Source organism: Bacillus paranthracis, assembly GCF_001883995.1.
GTDB classification, from domain to species: Bacteria; Bacillota; Bacilli; order Bacillales; family Bacillaceae_G; genus Bacillus_A; species Bacillus_A paranthracis.
This window is the reverse complement of record NZ_MACE01000083.1, coordinates 57,178-76,957: the sequence shown is the minus strand read 5'-3', so window position 1 is coordinate 76,957 and position 19,780 is coordinate 57,178. Positions and strand designations below refer to the sequence as shown.

Sequence of the window (19,780 nt, the reverse complement as noted above, 5' to 3'; positions counted from 1 at the left end):
TGATGATATTTTCATAGTAATGTAGTATGGGAAATGTAATTCGATTATAAGAATTAAGTAATGTATTGTTAATTTACAAAATGATAAAATGGTAAGTGGAATTGTGTATAAATTATGAATAATAAACCGTCACGTTTGACTGTACAGTTTATGTATTGTATGATGTTAGTAATATAAACAAGGGGGGAAGATCGTTGGGAAGGTGTATCGAATCGGACAGTTGGCTCTCATGGCTCACGTGTCGAAACGAACGATTGATTATTATACGAATCTAGGTATCTTAAAAGCGGAGCGATCTCAATCTAATTATCGCTATTACGACGAAACAGCATTTGAGACATTACAATTTATTGAGAAGTGCAAAGAAATGCATATGCCGCTTTGTGAGATTAAAGAGAAAATCGAGGAGAAGAAGAAGCTGCTCGGTATCAATGAACACGTTTCGAAACAAGTGAATGAAGTGACAGACCATATTCATCGATTAGAAGTAGAGCTAACGGAATTAAAGCCGCTTTTAGATGGATTGACTGATTCACAACGTGAAAAAATATCGAAATCTTTATCTGGTCAAACGACAGCTTTAATACAGACACTTGCTCTATTATTATAGAACAAGTGAAATCCGACCTCTTTAATTTTTGTATCGGGCTATGTTTTCTAAGAAAGAAATAAGAAAACATTATAGTATACAGGAGGTGGACACCTTAGTTTTTTAACTAAGGGGATTCATTGGAAATATTTAATTTAGTCATGGTTGCGATTTTAATCGCATTTACTGGATTTTTCGTAGCAGCTGAGTTTGCGATTGTAAAAGTACGTTCAAGTCGTATTGATCAGCTTGTTGCAGAAGGAAAACGCGGTGCTTTAGCAGCGAAAAAAGTAACAACAAATTTAGATGAATATTTATCTGCTTGTCAATTAGGTATTACAGTTACAGCTATGGGATTAGGTTGGTTAGGTGAACCGACAATTGAAAAGTTATTACACCCGTTATTTGAGAAATGGAACTTAAACCCTTCTATTTCATCAGTATTAACATTTGGTCTTGCTTTTATGATTATGACGTATTTACACGTTGTAGTAGGAGAATTAGCTCCGAAAACGATGGCAATTCAAAAGGCTGAAAAGGTAACGTTATTATTGGCAGGTCCATTAATGATGTTCTATAAAGTAATGTATCCATTTATTTGGGTATTGAACGGTTCAGCTCGTGTTGTAACTGGCTTATTCGGTTTAAAACCAGCTTCAGAACATGAAGTAGCTCATACAGAGGAAGAATTACGCCTTATCCTTTCAGATAGCTATGAAAGTGGCGAAATTAATCAGGCTGAATACAAGTATGTAAATAACATTTTTGAATTTGATAATCGTATTGCAAAAGAGATTATGGTACCGCGAACAGAAATCGTTGGTTTCTACCTGGAAGATTCAGTAGAAGAACACATGAAAGTAATCCAAAATGAGCGATACACACGTTATCCGATTTTTGGAGAAGATAAAGATGATATTATCGGTATGGTCAACGTAAAAGATTTCTTTATTCGATATATGACCGAGGATCAAAAAGATTTATCATCTATTCGCTCGTATATGCGTCCGATTATTGAAGTGATGGAAACGACTCCAATTCACGATTTATTACTTCAAATGCAGAAGAAGCGAATTCCGATGGCTGTTTTATATGATGAGTACGGAGGAACAGCTGGAATTGTAACACTTGAGGACATCTTGGAGGAAATCGTCGGCGAAATTCGTGATGAATATGATGAAGATGAAGCACCACCAATTCAACATGTGAACGAGCAACATATCATTGTTGATGGAAAAGTGCTTATCTCAGAAGTGAAAGATTTATTTGGATTACACATTGAAGAAGATGATGTGGATACAATCGGTGGATGGATTATGATGCAAAATCATGAAATCGAAGAAGGACAACACGTTGAGGCGGAAGGTTATGAATTTAAAGTGTTAGAAAAAGACGCTTACCAAATTAAACGTGTTGAAATTCGTAAGATGGAAGAGGAACAAGAAGAAGAGAAAGCAGCAACTGTGTAAGTTGCTGCTTTTCTTCTAAAGTATAAAAAATGAGAAATTAGGAGCGGATATTTTGATTCAAGTAGCCTTACGTGTATATCGATTACAATTGTATGTGATCTTTAGTGGTTTACTACTTATGTGGACGATTACTCCGTTTGGAAAACAAGTAACAGGGTTTGGGATCGGATTAGCTGTAAGTGCATATTGCCTTTGGTTATTAGCTCGCAGAGTGGAGAAACTTGGGAAAAGTATTGTAATGAAGGAAAAGGCCCCAGGGTTAGGAGTTTTAAACCGATTTGCAGCGGCCATTTTAGGAGCTATTATCATGTACGAAATTGAGCATGAAATGGAAATGTGGGCATTTGGTACAGGCATTTTAGGTGGTCACTTTTTAATGATTGCGAATTTAGCTTATGCAAATATGCAGGTAGTGAAAGAAGAAGAGAAGAAAAGGGAACATGCTTCGAAAAACATAGAGCTATGATGAGAGGGACCTAATGGGGTTCCTTTTTTAGTTTAGCGATATGATACAAGTAATTAAATTAACGACAAATATAATACGCTTCTTTTTTGCGTTTTTCAATAGTATGAAAAATAATAAAAAAAAATTTAAAAACCCATCGATTTCTAAAGGTTATGTATGTTATCATGACAAAAGACTTTTTGAAAGAGGTGGATACCAATGTTACAAGCGCTACTTATTTTTGTGCTTCAAATTATTTACGTTCCCATTTTAACAATCCGTACGATTTTGCTTGTAAAGAATCAAACAAGATCCGCTGCTGCTGTTGGATTGTTAGAAGGAGCTATTTACATTGTCAGTTTAGGTATTGTGTTTCAAGATTTATCAAATTGGATGAACATCGTTGCCTATGTCATTGGCTTTAGTGCGGGACTGTTATTAGGCGGTTATATAGAGAATAAATTAGCAATTGGTTATATTACGTATCAAGTTAGTTTACTAGACCGTTGTAATGAATTAGTAGATGAGTTACGTCACTCTGGATTTGGCGTTACAGTATTTGAAGGTGAAGGTATTAATTCGATACGTTATCGCTTAGATATCGTTGCAAAACGTTCTAGAGAAAAAGAACTATTAGAAATCATTAATGAAATTGCACCGAAAGCGTTTATGTCTTCTTATGAAATTCGTTCATTTAAAGGCGGATATTTAACGAAGGCGATGAAGAAAAGAGCGTTAATGAAGAAGAAAGATCATCATGCATCGTAAAGAAAAGGGAGTAGTGCCGTTTTAAAAGTTCCCATATGTAAAAGAGAGGAATCTACATTAAAATAGATTCCTCTCTTTTTTATTGTTAATTGAAAAACTAAATCGTATAATTATTTTTTTTACTCATCCTCAAATTAATGATTAGCCATATAACTTGAAAAAATACAGGTATGATAAACGCGATTAATATAACGATAAGTGATATGGATTTAATTTCGGGTGTTTGAATGACACCAGCACCATCAACATCTCGTAGCCAAATAATAGCTGCCCATATTCCAAAAACGATAATCCAAAATAGGTTACCAATCCACCAAGAAATCCATCGTTTTTTCATGTTAACACCCCTTACATGTATCTACTGTTAAAAGTATATTTTCGTTCGTTACATTTATAATGAAACAACTTTAAAATTAGTTTTTAACTGTATATCTAACTTGTTTGAAGGTGACTATTTCTCCATCATCATTATTATCTTTCGTTTGCAAAAGTTGAACTTTTGGTTTGTAGTCTGTCCGATGAGCGTGTTCGATATCTTTAATGTTAAGCTTGTAAGATTCACCATTCTTTAGCTTTTGTTCCAACACTTTTTTATTAGCAACATAAATAAAAGTCACTTTATTTTCATCAATACCTTCAGTCTTAATTTCTAATTCATTATCTTTTGTTGTAATCGTTGGTGTTAATAGTTCCATACTGGCGTTTCCGGTTTCTAAAGAATTTTCTGCTATAGTTGAACATCCTGATAGTATGATTCCAGTGAATAGAAGAACAAGTAATTTCCTTTTCATAACATTCCCCCGATTCTATGTGATTTCTGATTTTGGCATTGTTAGATTGCTAGTGTTTTATGTAAACGTTTAGTGAGCATTCTTTTTGATTATACCATAATATGTAAAATAATGCAGGCTGTATATCCAATTTAAAGGAGATTGAAAGTTTACTTATTGCTGTAAATTAGTATTTTTACAGTAGGCATATATCTTCTTTAGGAAATCCTTTTTTGTATTTAAAATATGTAATGAAATAAAACCAATAAGTCCTATTCCGCCAAAAATAAGCCATGGTGTATACACTCCGCTTAAATTGGATGTAAAAGATGTACCAGTATAATTACCGATGATAAAACCAAATGCGAGTGATAGTTGATAAAATCCAAAGAAAGTGGCTGTATATGATTCATTACTGTAATTTGCAATAGCGATATCAGCGTTAGGTAATACGAGTGTTTCACCGATTGTAAATAAAATTACACAAATAAAGAGCCAATATGGGTGTTGAAATAAAGGAATGAGTAAAAAGGAAATACTCATTAATAAAACACCGTATTTAATAATCGAAAGTGTGTTGTATTTGTGGAATAATTTTCGGAATAATACCATAAATATGACGCCTGTTATTGCATTTATCGTAATAACGAGTGTAGCAAGTTGATTGCTATTACTAATGTTTTTCATATGAAGTGGAAGTGCGACAGTAAGCTGAGTAAACATAATATAGAAGAAGATCATGATAAAGGAAAACAGAAGAAAAGACTTGTTTTGTAAGATGGCCTGTATTCCTAATGTAATAGACGTGTTTTCAGTAGTGACTTGGAAGTGATTTTTAAGTAAGTAAAAGATTAAAGCAAATATCAGCATAAGAGATCCTGTTAGAGAGAAAGCATAGATTGGATCGAGTAAGAGTAAAAACCCTCCTGCAATTGGTCCGATTATTGCACCGCAATTAAAGCTAAGGTTTAAATATGTAAATAAATTTTTTCTCAAATGAGCTGGTTGTGAGCCAAATATAGCGCGAGCGGCAGGTTCGTAAAATGCAGTTCCGAAGCCAATAAGTGCAGAAGAAATAGAAATTGTGTAGAAATCAGAGCATATTCCTAAAGCGATAAATCCGATTCCTCTCAAAAATAATCCGGCTATCATCATAATGATATAGCCTATTTTGTCAGCAATTAATCCTGAGAATAAAGGGATAACTCGTGATGTAATTATTATAACCGTCAACACTGTTCCTACTTGAAAAGCTGAAAAATGGAGAAAGGTTAATAGATAAATAGCTAAAAATGCGTATACTGCAAAATAACCAAAAGACATAAAAAATGAAGAAATAAGCATGAAACGTATCGGTGTTGAGAAACTTTTCATAGAACTCCTCCTAATATTGTAACCAGTAATTTTTTTTAGTGGTTAACTATTTTATATTATAATTATACATAAAGTCAGAAAAAAGTAAAATTTAAGAAGAAGGTGAATAGAATTGAGTCAAAACGCACCAAACGAATTAGAGTATATTCGAGAGTTTTTAAATACATGGAGAATACCAAACGATACGAGAGAGCCAATTGATTTGCTGCAAACAGAAGAGGATATAAAGAAATTTATGAAAGAATCTTTTCATGAAGAGCTTCTATTTTATACGATAGAGGAATTAAAAAGTTTTCGAGAAGATATTCGGGCGGCAATTGAAGGTGAAGGATCATTGCAAAAATGGTTAGAGAAATACCCATTTCATGTACATATAAAGGAAGATATGAAAGGTATTACATATGAACCAGTATACGAAGAGAATGTGTATACAAAAATATTAAGCATTGTGTTTATCTCGATTCAAGAAAATTTGTGGGGAAGGTTAAAAGCATGTCCAGATTGCCGTTGGGTATTTTACGATCATTCGCGAAATGGAAGCAAAAGATGGTGCGGTATGTATGCTGGTGAAGAAGGAGGCAGAGCATGCGGTACAATTGCAAAAGTGAAAAATTACCGCGCGAAGAGAAAAGGAAGAACGGGTTATAATGTGTAATTACTATTAGGGGAAGAAAAATGGATGGGGGAATGTAGCATATGAAAGGTACACAAATGATAGCATTAAATAAAAAGTGTTGGGACACAGTTGCACCTTATTTCTTTCAAGTAGATTGTTTGCCGAAATATGGTCCGTATACAGCATCTGAAGAGGAGATTCATTTGTTCGATTCAATTAGAAATAAAAAGGTTCTTGATATTGGTTGTGGAAGTGGGCATTCGCTGCAATATATGGCGGAACATGGCGCAGAAGAATTGTGGGGACTTGATCTTTCGAGCACACAAATCGAAACGGCACATAAAACATTACAGTCGTGGAATCCGAAGTTAATATGTGGAGCAATGGAAGAGGAAGTGGATATTCCGAAAGGGTATTTTGATATTGTATATTCCATTTATGCATTAGGTTGGACTTCAGATTTAAGAAAAACGTTGGAACTAATATATTCATATGTAAAGCCAGGAGGAAGCTTTATTTTTAGCTGGGAGCATCCCGTATATTCAAACTTAATGTATGGAACAGAGGAGATTGCTTTCAGCTCGTCTTATCATGAAGAAACTCCTATTACGTTTGAAACATTTAAGGGGGAGGATGTACAAGCGACATTATATAAACGAAAAATGAGTACATACATAAATGAGTTAAATAGAGCAGGATTTACAATTGAGAGAATAGAAGAGCCTGAACCATCGAGCTTGTTTGATGAAGAACTAGCTGAGCCGTCTACGAAATATTATTCTTTATATAAAGCTAGGATGGTGCCGACTACTTTTATTATTAAGGCAAGAAAATGAAAAATACAGCGTACACTGAAAAAAGCGTACGCTGTATTTTATTAAAGGTTAGTACTTATCTCTTCGGTTGAAAAATATGTTGAAAGAAGTATTTGTGATGTAAGTTATCTACAATTTTATTTGCTTGATATGTGCGATGTTGTTCGAGTCGAAGTCTTTGCTCCATCATTTTGATTGCGTGATCAGATAAACGTAACATAGCGCATGTCTCCTTTTCTATAAATATAGGTGTCTATTTGGTATCGATCCCATATTTATAATTAAGGAGGCAAAATGTGTAACATAGGCAAAAAGCACCTTCCTCTCCCATTACGCTTACGAGGTTAGCTGTCGGACTCGGGAAGTGAGAGTTTCCCTACTTAAATAAGATTCGCCCCAAGTAGCATAGCTACAAAAATGGTTCCCCCGCTCCAAATTTTGGACTCAGCAAAAGGTTTTATAAAGTAAAAGATAACACAAATAATCAGGTTAGTCAAACTATTTATTGTTTTCTGTCTTTTTTAACGAGGTTAAAATCACACCATCAGGCAATACGATATTTTGTACTTCGATAAAGCCATGTTTTTTATATAAAGACAAAGCAGGTGTATTTTCTTTCCCTGTTTGTACAATATATGTTTTGGAAGGGGAGAACATGTCAAATACATAAAGTAGTAGTTTTGTTGCAATCCCTTTATGAAAATGATCAGGGGATACTACTAAACGATGAATATCCACTTCTTCTTCATCTATTTTAAAAGAAATAAAACCAGCAAGTGTATCTTCAAAAAAATAGCCGTAAAAAATTTCATCACAAGATTGAATATCGGCTACAGTATCATAAAGTCGAGGGATAGCTGTACTATTTATATATTTCGCCTCAATTTCATAAGCGGGTATTTGAATGCTTAAAATAGAAGTTGCAGTTTTGTGAGAAGTTGTTATTAATTTTTGAATCATAGAATAGAAACCTCCTTGTTGGCTGTATTTTCATAGATTTGACAAGATTTTTCTTTTTTGGATATAATAATTACATAGTTACACAATAAGTTAGTAGCTAAATTGAATTACACTATAATAGAAATGGAGGACTAAAGATGGGGTGGATTATCACATTAATAGTTGGTGCTATTATAGGTGCAATTGCAGGTTCTATTACAGGTAAAGACTTTCCTGCTGGCATGTTTGGAAATATAATTGCTGGTTTATTAGGAGCTTGGTTAGGCGGTAAATTATTTGGAGATTGGGGTCCATCACTAGGTGGTATTCATATTGTACCAGCTTTATTAGGATCAATTGTTCTCGTTCTTATTGTATCATTTGTAGTGAAATCTGCAAGGAAATAAAGAGTTATATTATGATAAAAAGCCCTATATAAGGGCTTTTCATCATTCGAAGAGGTGGTTTTATTGGAGAAAGTAAGTTTAAGAAAACGAGATAAGTTGAAAAAATTTTTTAGAGAACACAATTATTTAGCAGTGTTACTTGGGTTTGCACTATTGTTCATTAATATTTTATTACTAACAAAAATATCATTTGTTTTTACGCCGTTTATCGTCTTTTTAAAAACAATTTTCTTCCCAGTATTATTAGCGGGCGTACTATTTTACATTTTGCATCCATTCGTTTCGCTTTTAGAAAAGAAAGGTGTTTCAAGAATCGTATCAATAGCCTCGATATACTTAATCGTAATTGGATTATTTGTGTTTTTAGTTTTAACGGTTATTCCAATTATTAAAGATCAAATTGATGCATTAATAGATAACTTACCGTATTTCGGTCATGAAATTGAACGAGCAGCACGTAGATTTGGGGAAAGTAATTTACTAGGAAAAATTCAGGAGAATTTAAATATTGATGTAGCGAGTATGGTAAAGGACTATACAGTTGATTTTACGAAATCTTTATCATCAGTAACAGGAAATGTAACTGGATTTTTAAGTACTATTACAGAGGTCGTTTTAACGTTTGTAATGGTTCCGTTTATATTGTTCTATCTTTTAAAAGATGGTGAGCAATTACCAAATCACTTTTTAAAGTTTATTTCAGAACAAAGACGACCAGCAGCGATGAGAATACTAGACGATATGCATTATGCGATTAGCTCGTATATTAGAGGACAAATTATCGTTAGCTTATTTATCGGTATTATGCTATTAATTGGTTACCTTATTATCGGTATTAAATATGCAGTACTACTCGCTATTTTAGCGATGATTGTAAATATCGTTCCGTACGTAGGACCAATTATCGCAATTACACCAGCGTTAATTATTGCGTTTATTGATTCGCCGGGGATGGTTTTAAAGGTAATTATTGTAATGATGGTTGTACAATTAGCAGAAGGTAAATTTATTTCTCCGCAAGTCATGGGGAAAAAGCTAGATATTCACCCGATTACTATCATTTTTATTATTTTAACTGCCGGAAATTTATTTGGAATTATGGGGATTATTTTAGCAATTCCAGGGTATGCGATATTAAAGGTGTTAGTAACGCATGGTTATCGATTTGTTAAGTTGAATACGTAGGAAAAAGAGCTAAAACAGTATTATCTGTTTTAGCTCTTTTTTATTAACAATTGATGTGCATATTGGCGTGCCCATTGATCCGCTTCTAATATAGCATCTAGTGAAGGATTTTTTACGTTATGATGGGCTTCAACTGTTTTGTAAATTGTTTTTTCAATATCGAAAAAGGCAATTTCATTTTTTAAGAATAGTGCATTCGCAATTTCATTTGCTGCGTTTAATACAGCAGGAGTAGTACCACCAATTTTGCCACATTCATATGCGTATTGTAGACAAGGGAACTTCTCTAAATCTGGTTTTTCAAAATGTAAACTACCGATTTCTAATAAATTTAATTTTTCATAGGAAGAAGGTAGCCGAGTAGGGTAGTGAAACGCATATTGAATCGGCATTCTCATATCAGGAGCACCGAGCTGCGCTATAACTGATCCATCAATAAACTCTACTAAAGAATGAATAATACTTTCTTTATGAATCATTACATCAATTTTTTCATAAGGAATATCAAATAGCCATCTTGCTTCCATTACTTCGAATCCTTTATTCATTAATGTGGCAGAATCAATCGTTAATTTTGCCCCCATTAACCAGTTTGGGTGCTTTAAAGCATCTTTTGCTTGTAGAGTTTTCATTTCTTCACGTGTTTTATCACGGAATGCACCGCCAGAAGCTGTAACGATTAATTTGTCAATTTCTTTATTATTTTCTCCGTTTAAACATTGGAAAATAGCTGAATGTTCGCTATCGACTGGAATTAAACGACATCCGTTTTGTTTGGCCAGTTCAGTTACAATATGACCAGCTGCAACTAACGTTTCTTTATTAGCGATGGCAATATCTTTCTTCGCTTTTAATGCTTCAATTGTTGGGAGTAATCCTGAAACACCAACGACGGAACTTAATACAAGATTTGAATCAGGGTGAGTAGCTACCGCAATTAAGCCATCTGTTCCGTATGTAATTTTTACGTTGGTTGAAATACGCGTACGAAGCGTGTCTGCTAATTCTTTTGTCGCGACGCTTACAATGCGAGGTTGAAACCTTTTGATTTGTTGCTCAAGAAGCTCGATATTATAATTTGCGGTTAAACCGACGATTTTAAAATATTCGGGATGAGCTGAAACGACATCTAATGCAGATGTGCCGATAGATCCTGTTGAACCTAAAATGGATATATATTTTACCATGAAAAAACCTCCAAAGTTGTTTCGAGTATTTCTGCAAACCTATATAATATTAGGCAATTGAAGTGGAAATTCCTGCTATATAAAATAGAAAATTTTGGTTTGTTTAGAGGTGAAATGTGATAAACTGTAAAAAATAACGAAAAGCGATGAAAGAGAAGAGTACATATTCGAAACTTTTCAGAGAGCTGATATGTGGTGGAAATCAGTAAGGGATGAATATGGAATAGGCTCTGGAGCTTCTAACTGAAATGAGTAGGTAAAGACGGTTGCTTCACGTTAAGAAGTTGAAGTGAGCTAACAATAGCTAATTAAGGTGGTACCGCGGGAGTCTCTCGTCCTTTTTTAAGGATGAGGGGCTCTTTTTATTTTGAGAAAGGAGGAGTTAGGATGAGTGAGAAAATAATGTTAACAGGAATTAAACCGACAGGTTATCCGCATTTAGGAAATTATATTGGTGCAATTAAACCTGCGTTGCAAATGTCAAAGAAGAATGAAGGGAAAGCATTGTATTTTATAGCAGATTATCACGCGTTAAATGCTGTGCATGATCCGAGCCAGTTTAGTAGTTATACGAAAGAGGTAGCAGCTACTTGGTTATCGCTTGGACTTGGAGAAGATGTTATTTTTTATAGGCAAACAGAAGTGCCGGAGATTCTAGAATTAGCTTGGATATTAGCTTGCCTAACTCCGAAAGGGCTTATGAACCGTGCTCATGCGTATAAAGCGAAAGTAGAGCAAAATAAAGAAGCGGGTTTAGAGGTCGATGCAGGAGTGAATATGGGATTATATACGTATCCGATTTTAATGGCAGCCGACATATTACTATTCCAGGCTACGCATGTACCCGTTGGAAAAGATCAAATTCAGCATATCGAAATTGCGCGTGATATTGCGACGTATTTTAATCATACTTTTGGCACGACATTTACACTTCCGGAGTATGTCATACAAGAAGAGGGTGCAATATTACCAGGGCTTGATGGAAGAAAGATGAGTAAAAGTTACGGGAATGTGATCCCGTTATTCGCGGAGCAAGAAAAACTACGAAAGTTAATATTTAAAATCAAAACAGATTCTTCACTTCCAAATGAACCGAAAGAACTAGAAACGTTATTTACAATTTATAAAGAATTTGCAACGGAAGATGAAATGCAGTCAATGCGTGAAAAATATGAAACTGGCATTGGATGGGGCGATGTGAAAAAAGAGTTGTTTCGCGTTGTAGACCGTGAATTAGCTGGGCCACGTGAGAAATATGCTATGTATATGAATGAACCGAATTTATTATATGAAGCGTTGGAAAAAGGTGCTGAGCGGGCGCGGACTATTGCGAAGGTAAATTTAACAGAAATTAAGAAACGGATTGGATTTGAGAGGGAGCACTGAGCGTTCCCTCTTTTTTCTCTATAACTTATTCGTCATATCGATGAGTAAAGCAAGGAGTTCGCATATTCTTTTGAAACTTATTAGTTGCATATATTAAAAAGTATGCTACTATAGGGTTGCTTATTAAACATGTTTAATAAGTATAATGAAAGTCACTTAATAAACATGTTTAATAAGTAGGGTTCATTTGATTACGAAGGAGATGATTGTATGAAAACAGAAAAAGAAAAGATGTTAGCGGGAGAAATGTATATTGCAGATGACGAAGAATTAGTGGCTGATAGGGTGGAGGCAAAACGTTTAACACGCCTTTATAACGAGGCGATGGAGACAGGAGATGAGAGACGTTTTACATTATTAAATCAGCTTTTAGGTTCTTCAGCTGACGGGGCATCACATATTAAACCTACTTTTCGTTGTGATTATGGTTACAATATCCATATTGGAAAGAATTTTTTCTCCAATTTCAATTGTGTGATTTTAGACGTTTGTGAAGTGCGAATTGGGGATAATTGTATGTTTGCACCTGGTGTTCACATTTATACTGCTACTCATCCTTTACACCCGGTAGAGCGGAATTCTGGTAAAGAATATGGAAAGCCTGTAAAGATTGGTAACAATGTTTGGGTAGGCGGGGGAGCTATTATTAACCCTGGTATTTCAATTGGAGATAACGCTGTAATTGCTTCAGGGGCAGTTGTGACAAAAGATGTACCCAATAATGTAGTAGTTGGTGGTAACCCAGCTAAAGTTATTAAAACGATAGACTTATAGAAATCGTTTTTTATGAGTGCATGAATAAACAGATGTTGTATCGTATAGAAAATGTGAAAGATGTTTCATATAAAGAAAAATAGTGCGGAAAATCGTACGAAGACATTACTTACTTCTTGAAACGCTCTTTTTCTTATTTGTTTTGCTGGTTTTCTCGTTTGCCGTAAGTTTCTATCATAGGTTATACACAATTTTTAAGTATACTAGGGGAAGCATTCGGAATACTGCTAGTAGAAATATATCATCTTTATTGCTTTAGAAAATGATGTATGATATATTGTCAACGCAACTTATTAAAAAAGTTTAATAAGTATGTTGATTAAGGTGGTGAGCGATTTGAGTAAACAGTTTGTTACTCAAAAATCGATTAAAGAGACAATCCTTCGCGGCATTCGTAAAGTTCTTTTAGAGCGAGGTAGTGCAACGAAAGTTGAGCTTAGTAATACATTAGAAATTAGTTTTCCAACGATAAGTAAATTTATAGAAAAAATGAAACAAGACGGTGAAGTCACTTTAGCTGGTTTAGATGATTCAAGTGGTGGAAGAAGAGCGAAACGATATGAATATAATCCAGAATATATGTTAGGTTTAGCGATATTTTTAGAAAAAAATGAAACAAACTATACAATTTTTAACTGTTTAGGGGAAGTAAAAGAACAGGGGAGTACTTCAAGTATGTTAATTGATACGGGCGTAAATCTATTATCTAAACATATTGAAGGTCTTATCGCTACATTCCCGAAAATAAGCTCTATATCAATTGGTGTGCCTGGTTCGGTTGATAATGGTCGTATTTTTTATATTCCTGGATATGAAAAGTTCCAAAATTTTAATTTGAAAAGTCATTTGGAGGAACAGTTTTCTATACCAGTAGTAATAGAAAACGATATGAATGCTGCTGTGCTTGGTTATTATAAAAACACTGGAAACTATGACAATTCCTCTCTTGTATATTTGTATTCCGGTCAAAATGGTCCAGGTGCAGGTATTATGGTAAATGGAGATGTCGTACGCGGAAGCACATTTTTCTCAGGAGAGATATCTTTCGTCCCGCAGTATAATAATAAAAATTTCTTGCAAGCTTTGAGAAGTGAAGATCCGAATAATCCAGAGGAATATAATATAGATGCTATTACTCGTTTAATCGCTACATGTATAGCTATTATTAACCCGCATGCCTTTATCTTCTGTGATGATGAAGTGAATCAATTTGTAATAGATCAAATTGTAAAAACTTGTCCGCAGTACATCCCGGCGGAACATATTCCGAAAATAACAGTGAGTAATTGGAAAGAAGATTATTTATATGGATTAAAAAGTCTAGGACTTGATCTTATGATTACGAGAACGAATAAAGAAAATTAAATGTCCTGGCAATGAAGCATCCAATTGCCAGTTGAATAACATAAAAGAAAAGGTGTCGATTATGAAAATTGAACATGTAGCAATTTGGGTGAATGATTTAGTAGGAATGCGTGATTTTTATAAACAATATTTTAATGGTGAAGAAAATAGCTTATATGATAATCCGAAAAAGCAATTTAAATCTTATTTTATAACTTTTGAAGGTGGTGCGCGTCTAGAACTTATGAAGCGGGTAGGGATAGAGGATGCATTACAAACAGAAACAATAGGATATGCACATATTGCTTTTTCTGTAGGTAGTAAAGAAAAGGTGAACGAATTAACGAATACATTAAGAGAAGCAGGGTACCCTGTGTTAAACGGCCCACGAACTACAGGGGATGGTTACTATGAAAGTGTAGTAAGTGATCCTGAAGGAAATCAGATTGAGATAACGATCTAACATGAACAACCTCATTTCGCATTATCATGACGGGAGATGAGGCTGTTTTATTTTTATCTTTAATTGGAGTGATGAAAATCGCGAAGAATCCCCTCAATAACTGGATGAAGAGTACTAGGTAATTCATCAAGCGGAAAGAAACGTAATTCTTTTGATTCTGTTTGATCACATACAAGCTCACCGTGGAATTCGCGGCAAATATAAACAACGAGTACACCGTGTACTTGATCGCCGTTTGGATAGATTTGAAAGTAATCTGGTCCAGAGTATGTACGGAATAGTTCTGGATTTTTAATAATAAGTCCAGTTTCTTCATATACTTCTCGCTTTAAAGCGTCTTCTAATGTTTCGTTATATTCTAAAGCGCCGCCAATAATGCCCCAGCGGTTAAAGTCTGTGCGGAGCTGCAGCAATATTTCATTGTTTTCATTTACTATAATGGCGTGTGATCCTATTAAAATCAGTGGCTGATTTCCTACTAAATTTCTCATATCTTCAATATAACCCATAGTTATTCTCCTTATAGCTAATAATAATTAGGAAGTTCTTTTAACATTCTTTCTGTTTTCCGTGCTGTAAAGGCTAAGTTATGATCATCTTTCGTTCTGAAAAATAAAGTGCGTAAAAAGGTTTTAATGTTGGCGCATAAAATACAATATTCATTTAACGAAAGGCGTTTTCTAATTTGAGGAAGCCTTTTTATTTTTTTATGAATAATAGAAATTAACTCGTCTTGCGGAAAGTCATGATACAACATCGCTAGTAAAGGAGTAACGATGCGTTCATCTTCGTTATTATGAAAAAGGTCAGATGGAATGAAGATTTTATTTAATAAACAATGAATTAACTCTTCGTACCATTCAAAAGTTGTATACGTATTATGAACAATTTCCGTAAAGGCATCAGATACGTGAGCAAGACAATGAGCCCATCCTTTATTTTCAATATAGCCTCGGAAATCTGTTTCTAAGTTTGTGTATGTAATGAGTTTGTTTTTTATTTCTTCAATATCCTCCTCCGTACAAAAGTAGTGCGAATTAGCGAATTGGAGTATTAACGCAATTAACGAAACAGTGTAAGAACGTGTGAAAACCCCATCTGAATGCGGGGAGTATATGTCACAATATAAATATTCATCACTTAAACAAGTTTGCAACAGTAATTTCAGTTGATCATCCATAAGGAATTCATGATGAATAAAATGCACAAAACATTTATATATAAGTTGATAACGAACGTAACTATCAGTCGTTCCGATATACTGAAGCATATGGAGCGTTAATTCATTTATATCTATATATCGCAGTTGCGTATAGTCATTTTGTTGTATAAGCTCTAACTGTTGTTGCAGCGCTGTAATATCCAATGGAGAACCTCCTCCGCACTTTAAAGATGCGATGTTTTCTAGTATTCTATATATTCAAGGACAATCCTCCTCATGCAAGGAGAACAAGTAGAAATTCAAGTATGACATAGATGAGGGAAGAATATGACGACGATAGAACAGTTAGTAAAACATTTTAAAATAAGAAGAAATGCTTCTTCTATCATGATAAAAGAAAATAATGCAGAGATTTTTACAGAAGAGCAATTAAAGGGAATCATGCAATATTGCGTTGCTGAGGCTGAAAAAGAGGGAATTGAAAACTTACATTTTGAAGTTTCTTCAAAAAGCCCAAATTATGATGTGTATAAGAAATGTTTCGAAGCGTATTCTTTTGAATATGTTACTGAAAACATGATTGTGTTTAAGGATATATATGAAGTAGAAGATGTAGAAAGTGAAATTGATTTTAAGTTGATTGAAGAAGTTGGTGAAGATGCTTTTTATTCACTTTGGAACGAGATGACAGAAGAACAAGTCACTTATGAGCAATTTGTAAATATGATGCTACAAGAAATTGGAGAGCAATGGAAAGAACATTGTTTAACTGCGAGTATTAATGAAGAGCCGATCGGAATTGTAATCCCACATATTGAAAAGGGGACGTTAGAAGAAGGAAAACTTATGTATTTCGCAGTCGCTCCAAATATGCGAAATAAAGGATACGAAGCAGCATTCTTTACAGGAGCAATGTTTGTATTAAAAGAAATAGGAGCATCTTATTATATCGGTGAGACAAATGTACAAAATGAGTGGATGAAGGATATTTTTGAAAATAACGGATGTCAGCTGCTTAGTTCAACTGAGAGATATGTGAGAAAGTTTTAGGAGGATGAACGATGTACTCTCTTGAACTCATTTCGAGGGAATCCGTGTACAACTTATGAACAAGTAAAAGAACTTTTTGCCTGTTTGTAAGATAAAAAGAAAAATGAGAACGACAAAGTAGATATTTGTATAATACAATAGAGTAAGATTCGATTATAAGAGAAAGCGTTGGTGAAAGAATGGGGCAGCAAAGACATTGGTTACAAGCAACTGTAGAAAGAAATGAAGATAATACGTTACAAATAAAGTGGGAAAATAATATAGAGGAAGTTCGCATTTACTGGAGTACTTCGCCAGATCATATTGAAGAAAATGGAGAATTACTTGCAACGGTAAATGGAGAATCATCATATACAATTGAAAACCTGAGCGAAAATGAGCGTCCATATTTTAGACTAGTAGGTAGTAATGGACAAGCAGTAACAGTAGCTGAGCGTAGACTGCCATTACAAGGCGCGTTTAACTTCCGTGATATGGGAGGATATGAAACGACAGAAGGCCGTAAAGTAAAATGGGGTAAATTATACCGTTCTGAAGAATTAGCAGGATTAACAGAGTGGGATATTGCGTATTTACAAAAGTCTGGCTTAAAGTTAATTTGCGATTACCGTACAGACTTTGAAGTGAAGCATAAGCCAAACCCTGAGATTACAGGAGCTCGTCAAGTGTGTTTACCAGTTATGCAAGACTTAGCAAAAGACTTGAACATAAATGAGTTTTTCCAAGTTGGTGACCTTTCTATGTTAGGCAAACCAGGCGAATACCTTGTGAAAATGAATCAAGATTTCGTAAGTGGTAACGAGGCGTTCGTAAGCTTCTTAAACTTAGCGCAAAACCCGGAAAACTTACCGTTAGTAAACCATTGTACAGCTGGGAAAGACCGTACTGGATTTGGATCAGCATTATTATTACTTTTACTAGGTGTACCAGAGAAAACAGTAATGGAAGATTATTTACTAAGTAACGGTTTCCGTGAAAAGTTAAACGAGAAAATGATGGCCTTTTTAGGTGCAAAACTACAAAACGATGAGAGTAGAGCGATATTAGGTGCGATGTTCGAAGCACGTGCTGAGTATTTACAAGCTGCGATTGATGAAGTGAAAAAGCAATATGGTTCAGTTGAAGCGTATGCTGAAAAAGCACTTGGCTTTACGAAAGAGTCGTTAGAACAAATGAAAGTTTTATTGTTAGAAGATAAATAAAGCGGAGGGAGGCTGATTGGATTAGCCTCCTTTTCTTATTGTTGTTATAATTTTGCTAATGAGAATGTTGTGCAACGAAGAGAGAATGAATGAAAAGAACTTACGAATCGGGGGATAAAATGATTCATACACGTGGAAAAGCAGAGGGGTTAAGAGAAAAGCTAGCAACAATACTAAGTCAAGATTATAAGGAATTAGCTGTTCAGGATTTAAAGGTGATTGGAACGGGAGTGCAAAATATTGTTTTTCGAGGAGATTCAGAAAAGGGGTCTTTGGCATTTCGAGTGCCGTGGGAAAGAGAAGTAGAAAATATAAATGAAGATTTATTTAATAGTCGGATTTCATTGAAAAAGGAAGCAGAGCTTTCTAAGTATTGTCATTCAAAAGGTATTTCGGTGCCAAAGATACACGGATTGCATCTTTCTGTCGAACTTGATTTTTTAATTTCGGATTGTGTGTATACTGATCATATGCCAATTTCTGCGCACAAAATAGGAGAGTTAGTGAGCAAGCTTCATAGCATGCCAATTGATGGTTTGCATTACGAGAAAAATATTAAAGAGCCGATTAGTAAGTATATAGCAGAAAGAATTGTGAAACGGATAGAAGGGTTTAATACAATTACGAACTGTGGAATTAAACTTCCAGATACAAAAACAATTGAACATATTCTTAGTACAGCAGATCATGTAAAATGCTTATTACATATGGACATTCGACCAGCCAATTTAATCGGGTATAATGGAGAAGTTAAAGCAATAGTTGATTGGGATAACGCTTTAATTGGTCATCCATTGCTGGAGTTAATGAGAATAGCTGAAACTAATGAGATTAGTTGGGATGAATTTAAAGATGGATATAAGAATGATAGTATCTTTAATGTTACCCCTCATATCGTTAGTTTATTTTATAGACTAGATACAGCTGTCATGCTAGCAAACTTATTTATAGCACATTTGAAAATAAAAGATAAAGGTGTATTCTATAAAGAGCGGGTTAAAGCGCTTCATCAAGAAATATATAAAAACTTATAAGCAATGAGAACGAAGCTTTTAAAATAGGAACTAAGGAGAACATCATGAAATACAAAGTTATATTATTCGACGTAGATGATACATTATTAGATTTCCCTGAAACGGAAAGACACGCATTACATAATGCGTTTGTACAGTTTGGTATGCCTACAGGGTATACTGATTATCTTGCAAGTTATAAAGAGATTAGTAATGGGTTATGGAGAGATTTAGAAAATAAAATGATTACGTTAAGTGAATTAGCGGTAGATCGATTTAGACAATTATTTGCACTTCATAATATAGAAGTAGATGCACAGCAATTTAGTGATGTATATCTTGAAAACTTAGGGAAAGAAGTACATCTTATAGAAGGTGCAGTGCAATTATGTGAGAATCTACAAGATTGCAAGCTAGGCATCATTACGAATGGATATACGAAGGTGCAACAATCTAGAATCGGAAATTCGCCTTTATGTAATTTCTTTGATCATATTATTATTTCAGAAGAGGTTGGTCATCAAAAACCAGCACGTGAGATTTTTGATTATGCATTTGAAAAGTTTGGGATTACGGATAAATCAAGTGTACTAATGGTTGGAGATTCGCTCACTTCTGATATGAAAGGCGGAGAAGATTACGGCATTGATACGTGTTGGTATAATCCGAGTTTGAAAGAGAATAAGGCAAGTGTTAAGCCGACTTATGAAGTGAAGAGTCTACTGCAAATTTTAGAACTTGTAGAAGTGGCGGAAGAAAAGGTAGTTTCATTTTAATCGTGTCGATATTTGTTGATAAGTCGATATTCTTTGTCGAATCGTC

24 protein-coding genes, 1 riboswitch and 1 other annotated feature are annotated in these 19,780 nt (G+C 34.4%); of the genes, 16 read left to right on the top strand and 8 right to left on the bottom strand.

The features are described from left to right. The first annotated feature begins 202 nt into the window (after positions 1 to 202). The 4 genes from BAQ46_RS28000 to BAQ46_RS27985 all read left to right on the top strand — a co-directional run bounded on the left by BAQ46_RS28000 (position 203) and on the right by BAQ46_RS27985 (position 3,271). Positions 203 to 610 (top strand): MerR family transcriptional regulator, encoded by a 408-nt coding sequence (locus tag BAQ46_RS28000; RefSeq protein WP_000285640.1) that lies wholly within the window; start codon positions 203 to 205, stop codon positions 608 to 610. Positions 611 to 729: 119 nt separating this feature from the next. Next, a complete protein-coding gene (locus BAQ46_RS27995) occupies positions 730 to 2,058 on the top strand; it encodes a hemolysin family protein (protein WP_000402267.1) in 1,329 nt (442 codons plus the stop codon). A 52-nt stretch (positions 2,059 to 2,110) separates the two neighbouring features. Then, complete coding sequence (locus BAQ46_RS27990; protein WP_000616837.1) at positions 2,111 to 2,524, top strand: ATP synthase subunit I; 414 nt, start codon at positions 2,111 to 2,113, stop codon at positions 2,522 to 2,524. Positions 2,525 to 2,722: 198 nt separating this feature from the next. Next, positions 2,723 to 3,271, top strand: coding sequence for a DUF2179 domain-containing protein (locus tag BAQ46_RS27985; protein ID WP_000938434.1), 549 nt, complete (start codon positions 2,723 to 2,725; stop codon positions 3,269 to 3,271). A gap of 97 nt (positions 3,272 to 3,368) precedes the next feature. Here BAQ46_RS27985 and BAQ46_RS27980 read toward each other — a convergent pair whose 3' ends face one another. The 3 genes from BAQ46_RS27980 to BAQ46_RS27970 all read right to left on the bottom strand — a co-directional run bounded on the left by BAQ46_RS27980 (position 3,369) and on the right by BAQ46_RS27970 (position 5,415). Then, positions 3,369 to 3,608, bottom strand: a complete 240-nt coding sequence (locus BAQ46_RS27980; protein ID WP_000747691.1) for a DUF3923 family protein — start codon at positions 3,606 to 3,608, stop codon at positions 3,369 to 3,371. A gap of 76 nt (positions 3,609 to 3,684) precedes the next feature. Next, positions 3,685 to 4,062, bottom strand: a complete 378-nt coding sequence (locus BAQ46_RS27975) for a hypothetical protein (RefSeq protein WP_000823782.1) — start codon at positions 4,060 to 4,062, stop codon at positions 3,685 to 3,687. A gap of 153 nt (positions 4,063 to 4,215) precedes the next feature. Next, positions 4,216 to 5,415 carry an MDR family MFS transporter gene (locus BAQ46_RS27970; protein WP_048557678.1) on the bottom strand — a complete coding sequence of 400 codons (1,200 nt, stop codon included), beginning with the start codon at positions 5,413 to 5,415 and terminating at the stop codon, positions 4,216 to 4,218. 112 nt (positions 5,416 to 5,527) lie between these two features. Here BAQ46_RS27970 and BAQ46_RS27965 point away from each other — a divergent pair, with 112 nt between their 5' ends. After that, positions 5,528 to 6,070 (top strand): CGNR zinc finger domain-containing protein, encoded by a 543-nt coding sequence (locus BAQ46_RS27965; RefSeq protein WP_071743299.1) that lies wholly within the window; start codon positions 5,528 to 5,530, stop codon positions 6,068 to 6,070. A gap of 41 nt (positions 6,071 to 6,111) precedes the next feature. Then, positions 6,112 to 6,867 (top strand): class I SAM-dependent methyltransferase, encoded by a 756-nt coding sequence (locus tag BAQ46_RS27960; RefSeq protein WP_071743297.1) that lies wholly within the window; start codon positions 6,112 to 6,114, stop codon positions 6,865 to 6,867. Positions 6,868 to 6,922: 55 nt separating this feature from the next. Here BAQ46_RS27960 and BAQ46_RS30865 read toward each other — a convergent pair whose 3' ends face one another. Then, positions 6,923 to 7,066, bottom strand: coding sequence for a hypothetical protein (locus BAQ46_RS30865; RefSeq protein WP_000945244.1), 144 nt, complete (start codon positions 7,064 to 7,066; stop codon positions 6,923 to 6,925). A 97-nt stretch (positions 7,067 to 7,163) separates the two neighbouring features. Beyond that, positions 7,164 to 7,306: riboswitch (cyclic di-AMP (ydaO/yuaA leader) on the bottom strand. A 38-nt stretch (positions 7,307 to 7,344) separates the two neighbouring features. Beyond that, positions 7,345 to 7,806 carry a GNAT family N-acetyltransferase gene (locus BAQ46_RS27950; protein WP_061131012.1) on the bottom strand — a complete coding sequence of 154 codons (462 nt, stop codon included), beginning with the start codon at positions 7,804 to 7,806 and terminating at the stop codon, positions 7,345 to 7,347. A gap of 137 nt (positions 7,807 to 7,943) precedes the next feature. Between BAQ46_RS27950 and BAQ46_RS27945 the strand changes: the two genes are divergently transcribed. After that, positions 7,944 to 8,192 (top strand): GlsB/YeaQ/YmgE family stress response membrane protein, encoded by a 249-nt coding sequence (locus BAQ46_RS27945; RefSeq protein WP_000539718.1) that lies wholly within the window; start codon positions 7,944 to 7,946, stop codon positions 8,190 to 8,192. A gap of 63 nt (positions 8,193 to 8,255) precedes the next feature. Then, positions 8,256 to 9,377, top strand: a complete 1,122-nt coding sequence (locus tag BAQ46_RS27940) for an AI-2E family transporter (RefSeq protein ID WP_000416969.1) — start codon at positions 8,256 to 8,258, stop codon at positions 9,375 to 9,377. A 29-nt stretch (positions 9,378 to 9,406) separates the two neighbouring features. On the opposite strand, the gene BAQ46_RS27935 is transcribed toward BAQ46_RS27940, so the two are convergent. Next, positions 9,407 to 10,564 (bottom strand): 1-deoxy-D-xylulose-5-phosphate reductoisomerase, encoded by a 1,158-nt coding sequence (locus BAQ46_RS27935; RefSeq protein WP_061131011.1) that lies wholly within the window; start codon positions 10,562 to 10,564, stop codon positions 9,407 to 9,409. 137 nt (positions 10,565 to 10,701) lie between these two features. Next, positions 10,702 to 10,907: a binding site (T-box leader), on the top strand. A gap of 44 nt (positions 10,908 to 10,951) precedes the next feature. Here BAQ46_RS27935 and BAQ46_RS27930 point away from each other — a divergent pair. The 4 genes from BAQ46_RS27930 to BAQ46_RS27915 all read left to right on the top strand — a co-directional run bounded on the left by BAQ46_RS27930 (position 10,952) and on the right by BAQ46_RS27915 (position 14,531). Next, positions 10,952 to 11,950: a tryptophan--tRNA ligase gene (locus tag BAQ46_RS27930; RefSeq protein WP_071743295.1), complete on the top strand. Its 999-nt coding sequence runs from the start codon at positions 10,952 to 10,954 to the stop codon at positions 11,948 to 11,950. 210 nt (positions 11,951 to 12,160) lie between these two features. Next, entirely contained in the window at positions 12,161 to 12,724 is a 564-nt protein-coding gene (locus BAQ46_RS27925; RefSeq protein WP_000845609.1) for a maltose acetyltransferase domain-containing protein, read from the top strand. Between the two features lie 336 nt (positions 12,725 to 13,060). Further along, positions 13,061 to 14,089, top strand: coding sequence for an ROK family transcriptional regulator (locus tag BAQ46_RS27920; RefSeq protein ID WP_071743293.1), 1,029 nt, complete (start codon positions 13,061 to 13,063; stop codon positions 14,087 to 14,089). Between the two features lie 61 nt (positions 14,090 to 14,150). Then, positions 14,151 to 14,531 (top strand): VOC family protein, encoded by a 381-nt coding sequence (locus tag BAQ46_RS27915; RefSeq protein ID WP_061131009.1) that lies wholly within the window; start codon positions 14,151 to 14,153, stop codon positions 14,529 to 14,531. 59 nt (positions 14,532 to 14,590) lie between these two features. On the opposite strand, the gene BAQ46_RS27910 is transcribed toward BAQ46_RS27915, so the two are convergent. Both BAQ46_RS27910 and BAQ46_RS27905 read right to left on the bottom strand, forming a co-directional pair. Next, positions 14,591 to 15,040, bottom strand: coding sequence for an NUDIX hydrolase (locus tag BAQ46_RS27910; protein ID WP_061131008.1), 450 nt, complete (start codon positions 15,038 to 15,040; stop codon positions 14,591 to 14,593). A 17-nt stretch (positions 15,041 to 15,057) separates the two neighbouring features. Then, positions 15,058 to 15,897 carry a DUF2785 domain-containing protein gene (locus BAQ46_RS27905; protein WP_000355462.1) on the bottom strand — a complete coding sequence of 280 codons (840 nt, stop codon included), beginning with the start codon at positions 15,895 to 15,897 and terminating at the stop codon, positions 15,058 to 15,060. A 123-nt stretch (positions 15,898 to 16,020) separates the two neighbouring features. Between BAQ46_RS27905 and BAQ46_RS27900 the strand changes: the two genes are divergently transcribed. The 4 genes from BAQ46_RS27900 to BAQ46_RS27885 all read left to right on the top strand — a co-directional run bounded on the left by BAQ46_RS27900 (position 16,021) and on the right by BAQ46_RS27885 (position 19,734). Next, on the top strand, positions 16,021 to 16,743 hold the full coding sequence (locus BAQ46_RS27900) for a GNAT family N-acetyltransferase (RefSeq protein ID WP_071743291.1): 723 nt from the start codon (positions 16,021 to 16,023) through the stop codon (positions 16,741 to 16,743). Positions 16,744 to 16,922: 179 nt separating this feature from the next. Continuing rightward, positions 16,923 to 17,945 (top strand): tyrosine-protein phosphatase, encoded by a 1,023-nt coding sequence (locus tag BAQ46_RS27895; RefSeq protein WP_061131005.1) that lies wholly within the window; start codon positions 16,923 to 16,925, stop codon positions 17,943 to 17,945. A gap of 89 nt (positions 17,946 to 18,034) precedes the next feature. Then, a complete protein-coding gene (locus BAQ46_RS27890; protein WP_033670767.1) occupies positions 18,035 to 18,979 on the top strand; it encodes a phosphotransferase family protein in 945 nt (314 codons plus the stop codon). A 44-nt stretch (positions 18,980 to 19,023) separates the two neighbouring features. Then, positions 19,024 to 19,734 (top strand): YjjG family noncanonical pyrimidine nucleotidase, encoded by a 711-nt coding sequence (locus BAQ46_RS27885; RefSeq protein ID WP_000875919.1) that lies wholly within the window; start codon positions 19,024 to 19,026, stop codon positions 19,732 to 19,734. Positions 19,735 to 19,780: the final 46 nt, after the last annotated feature.

Bases quoted from the DNA above. Each gene is read 5' to 3' on its own strand.
- BAQ46_RS27985 (WP_000938434.1), top strand. From the start codon at position 2,723: ATGTTACAAGCGCTACTTATTTTTGTGCTTCAAATTATTTACGTTCCC.
- BAQ46_RS27980 (WP_000747691.1), bottom strand. From the start codon at position 3,608: ATGAAAAAACGATGGATTTCTTGGTGGATTGGTAACCTATTTTGGATT.
- BAQ46_RS27975 (WP_000823782.1), bottom strand. From the start codon at position 4,062: ATGAAAAGGAAATTACTTGTTCTTCTATTCACTGGAATCATACTATCA.
- BAQ46_RS27970 (WP_048557678.1), bottom strand. From the start codon at position 5,415: ATGAAAAGTTTCTCAACACCGATACGTTTCATGCTTATTTCTTCATTT.
- BAQ46_RS27960 (WP_071743297.1), top strand. From the start codon at position 6,112: ATGAAAGGTACACAAATGATAGCATTAAATAAAAAGTGTTGGGACACA.
- BAQ46_RS30865 (WP_000945244.1), bottom strand. From the start codon at position 7,066: ATGTTACGTTTATCTGATCACGCAATCAAAATGATGGAGCAAAGACTT.
- BAQ46_RS27950 (WP_061131012.1), bottom strand. From the start codon at position 7,806: ATGATTCAAAAATTAATAACAACTTCTCACAAAACTGCAACTTCTATT.
- BAQ46_RS27945 (WP_000539718.1), top strand. From the start codon at position 7,944: ATGGGGTGGATTATCACATTAATAGTTGGTGCTATTATAGGTGCAATT.
- BAQ46_RS27935 (WP_061131011.1), bottom strand. From the start codon at position 10,564: ATGGTAAAATATATATCCATTTTAGGTTCAACAGGATCTATCGGCACA.
- BAQ46_RS27930 (WP_071743295.1), top strand. From the start codon at position 10,952: ATGAGTGAGAAAATAATGTTAACAGGAATTAAACCGACAGGTTATCCG.
- BAQ46_RS27925 (WP_000845609.1), top strand. From the start codon at position 12,161: ATGAAAACAGAAAAAGAAAAGATGTTAGCGGGAGAAATGTATATTGCA.
- BAQ46_RS27915 (WP_061131009.1), top strand. From the start codon at position 14,151: ATGAAAATTGAACATGTAGCAATTTGGGTGAATGATTTAGTAGGAATG.
- BAQ46_RS27910 (WP_061131008.1), bottom strand. From the start codon at position 15,040: ATGGGTTATATTGAAGATATGAGAAATTTAGTAGGAAATCAGCCACTG.
- BAQ46_RS27900 (WP_071743291.1), top strand. From the start codon at position 16,021: ATGACGACGATAGAACAGTTAGTAAAACATTTTAAAATAAGAAGAAAT.
- BAQ46_RS27895 (WP_061131005.1), top strand. From the start codon at position 16,923: ATGGGGCAGCAAAGACATTGGTTACAAGCAACTGTAGAAAGAAATGAA.
- BAQ46_RS27890 (WP_033670767.1), top strand. From the start codon at position 18,035: ATGAAAAGAACTTACGAATCGGGGGATAAAATGATTCATACACGTGGA.
- BAQ46_RS27885 (WP_000875919.1), top strand. From the start codon at position 19,024: ATGAAATACAAAGTTATATTATTCGACGTAGATGATACATTATTAGAT.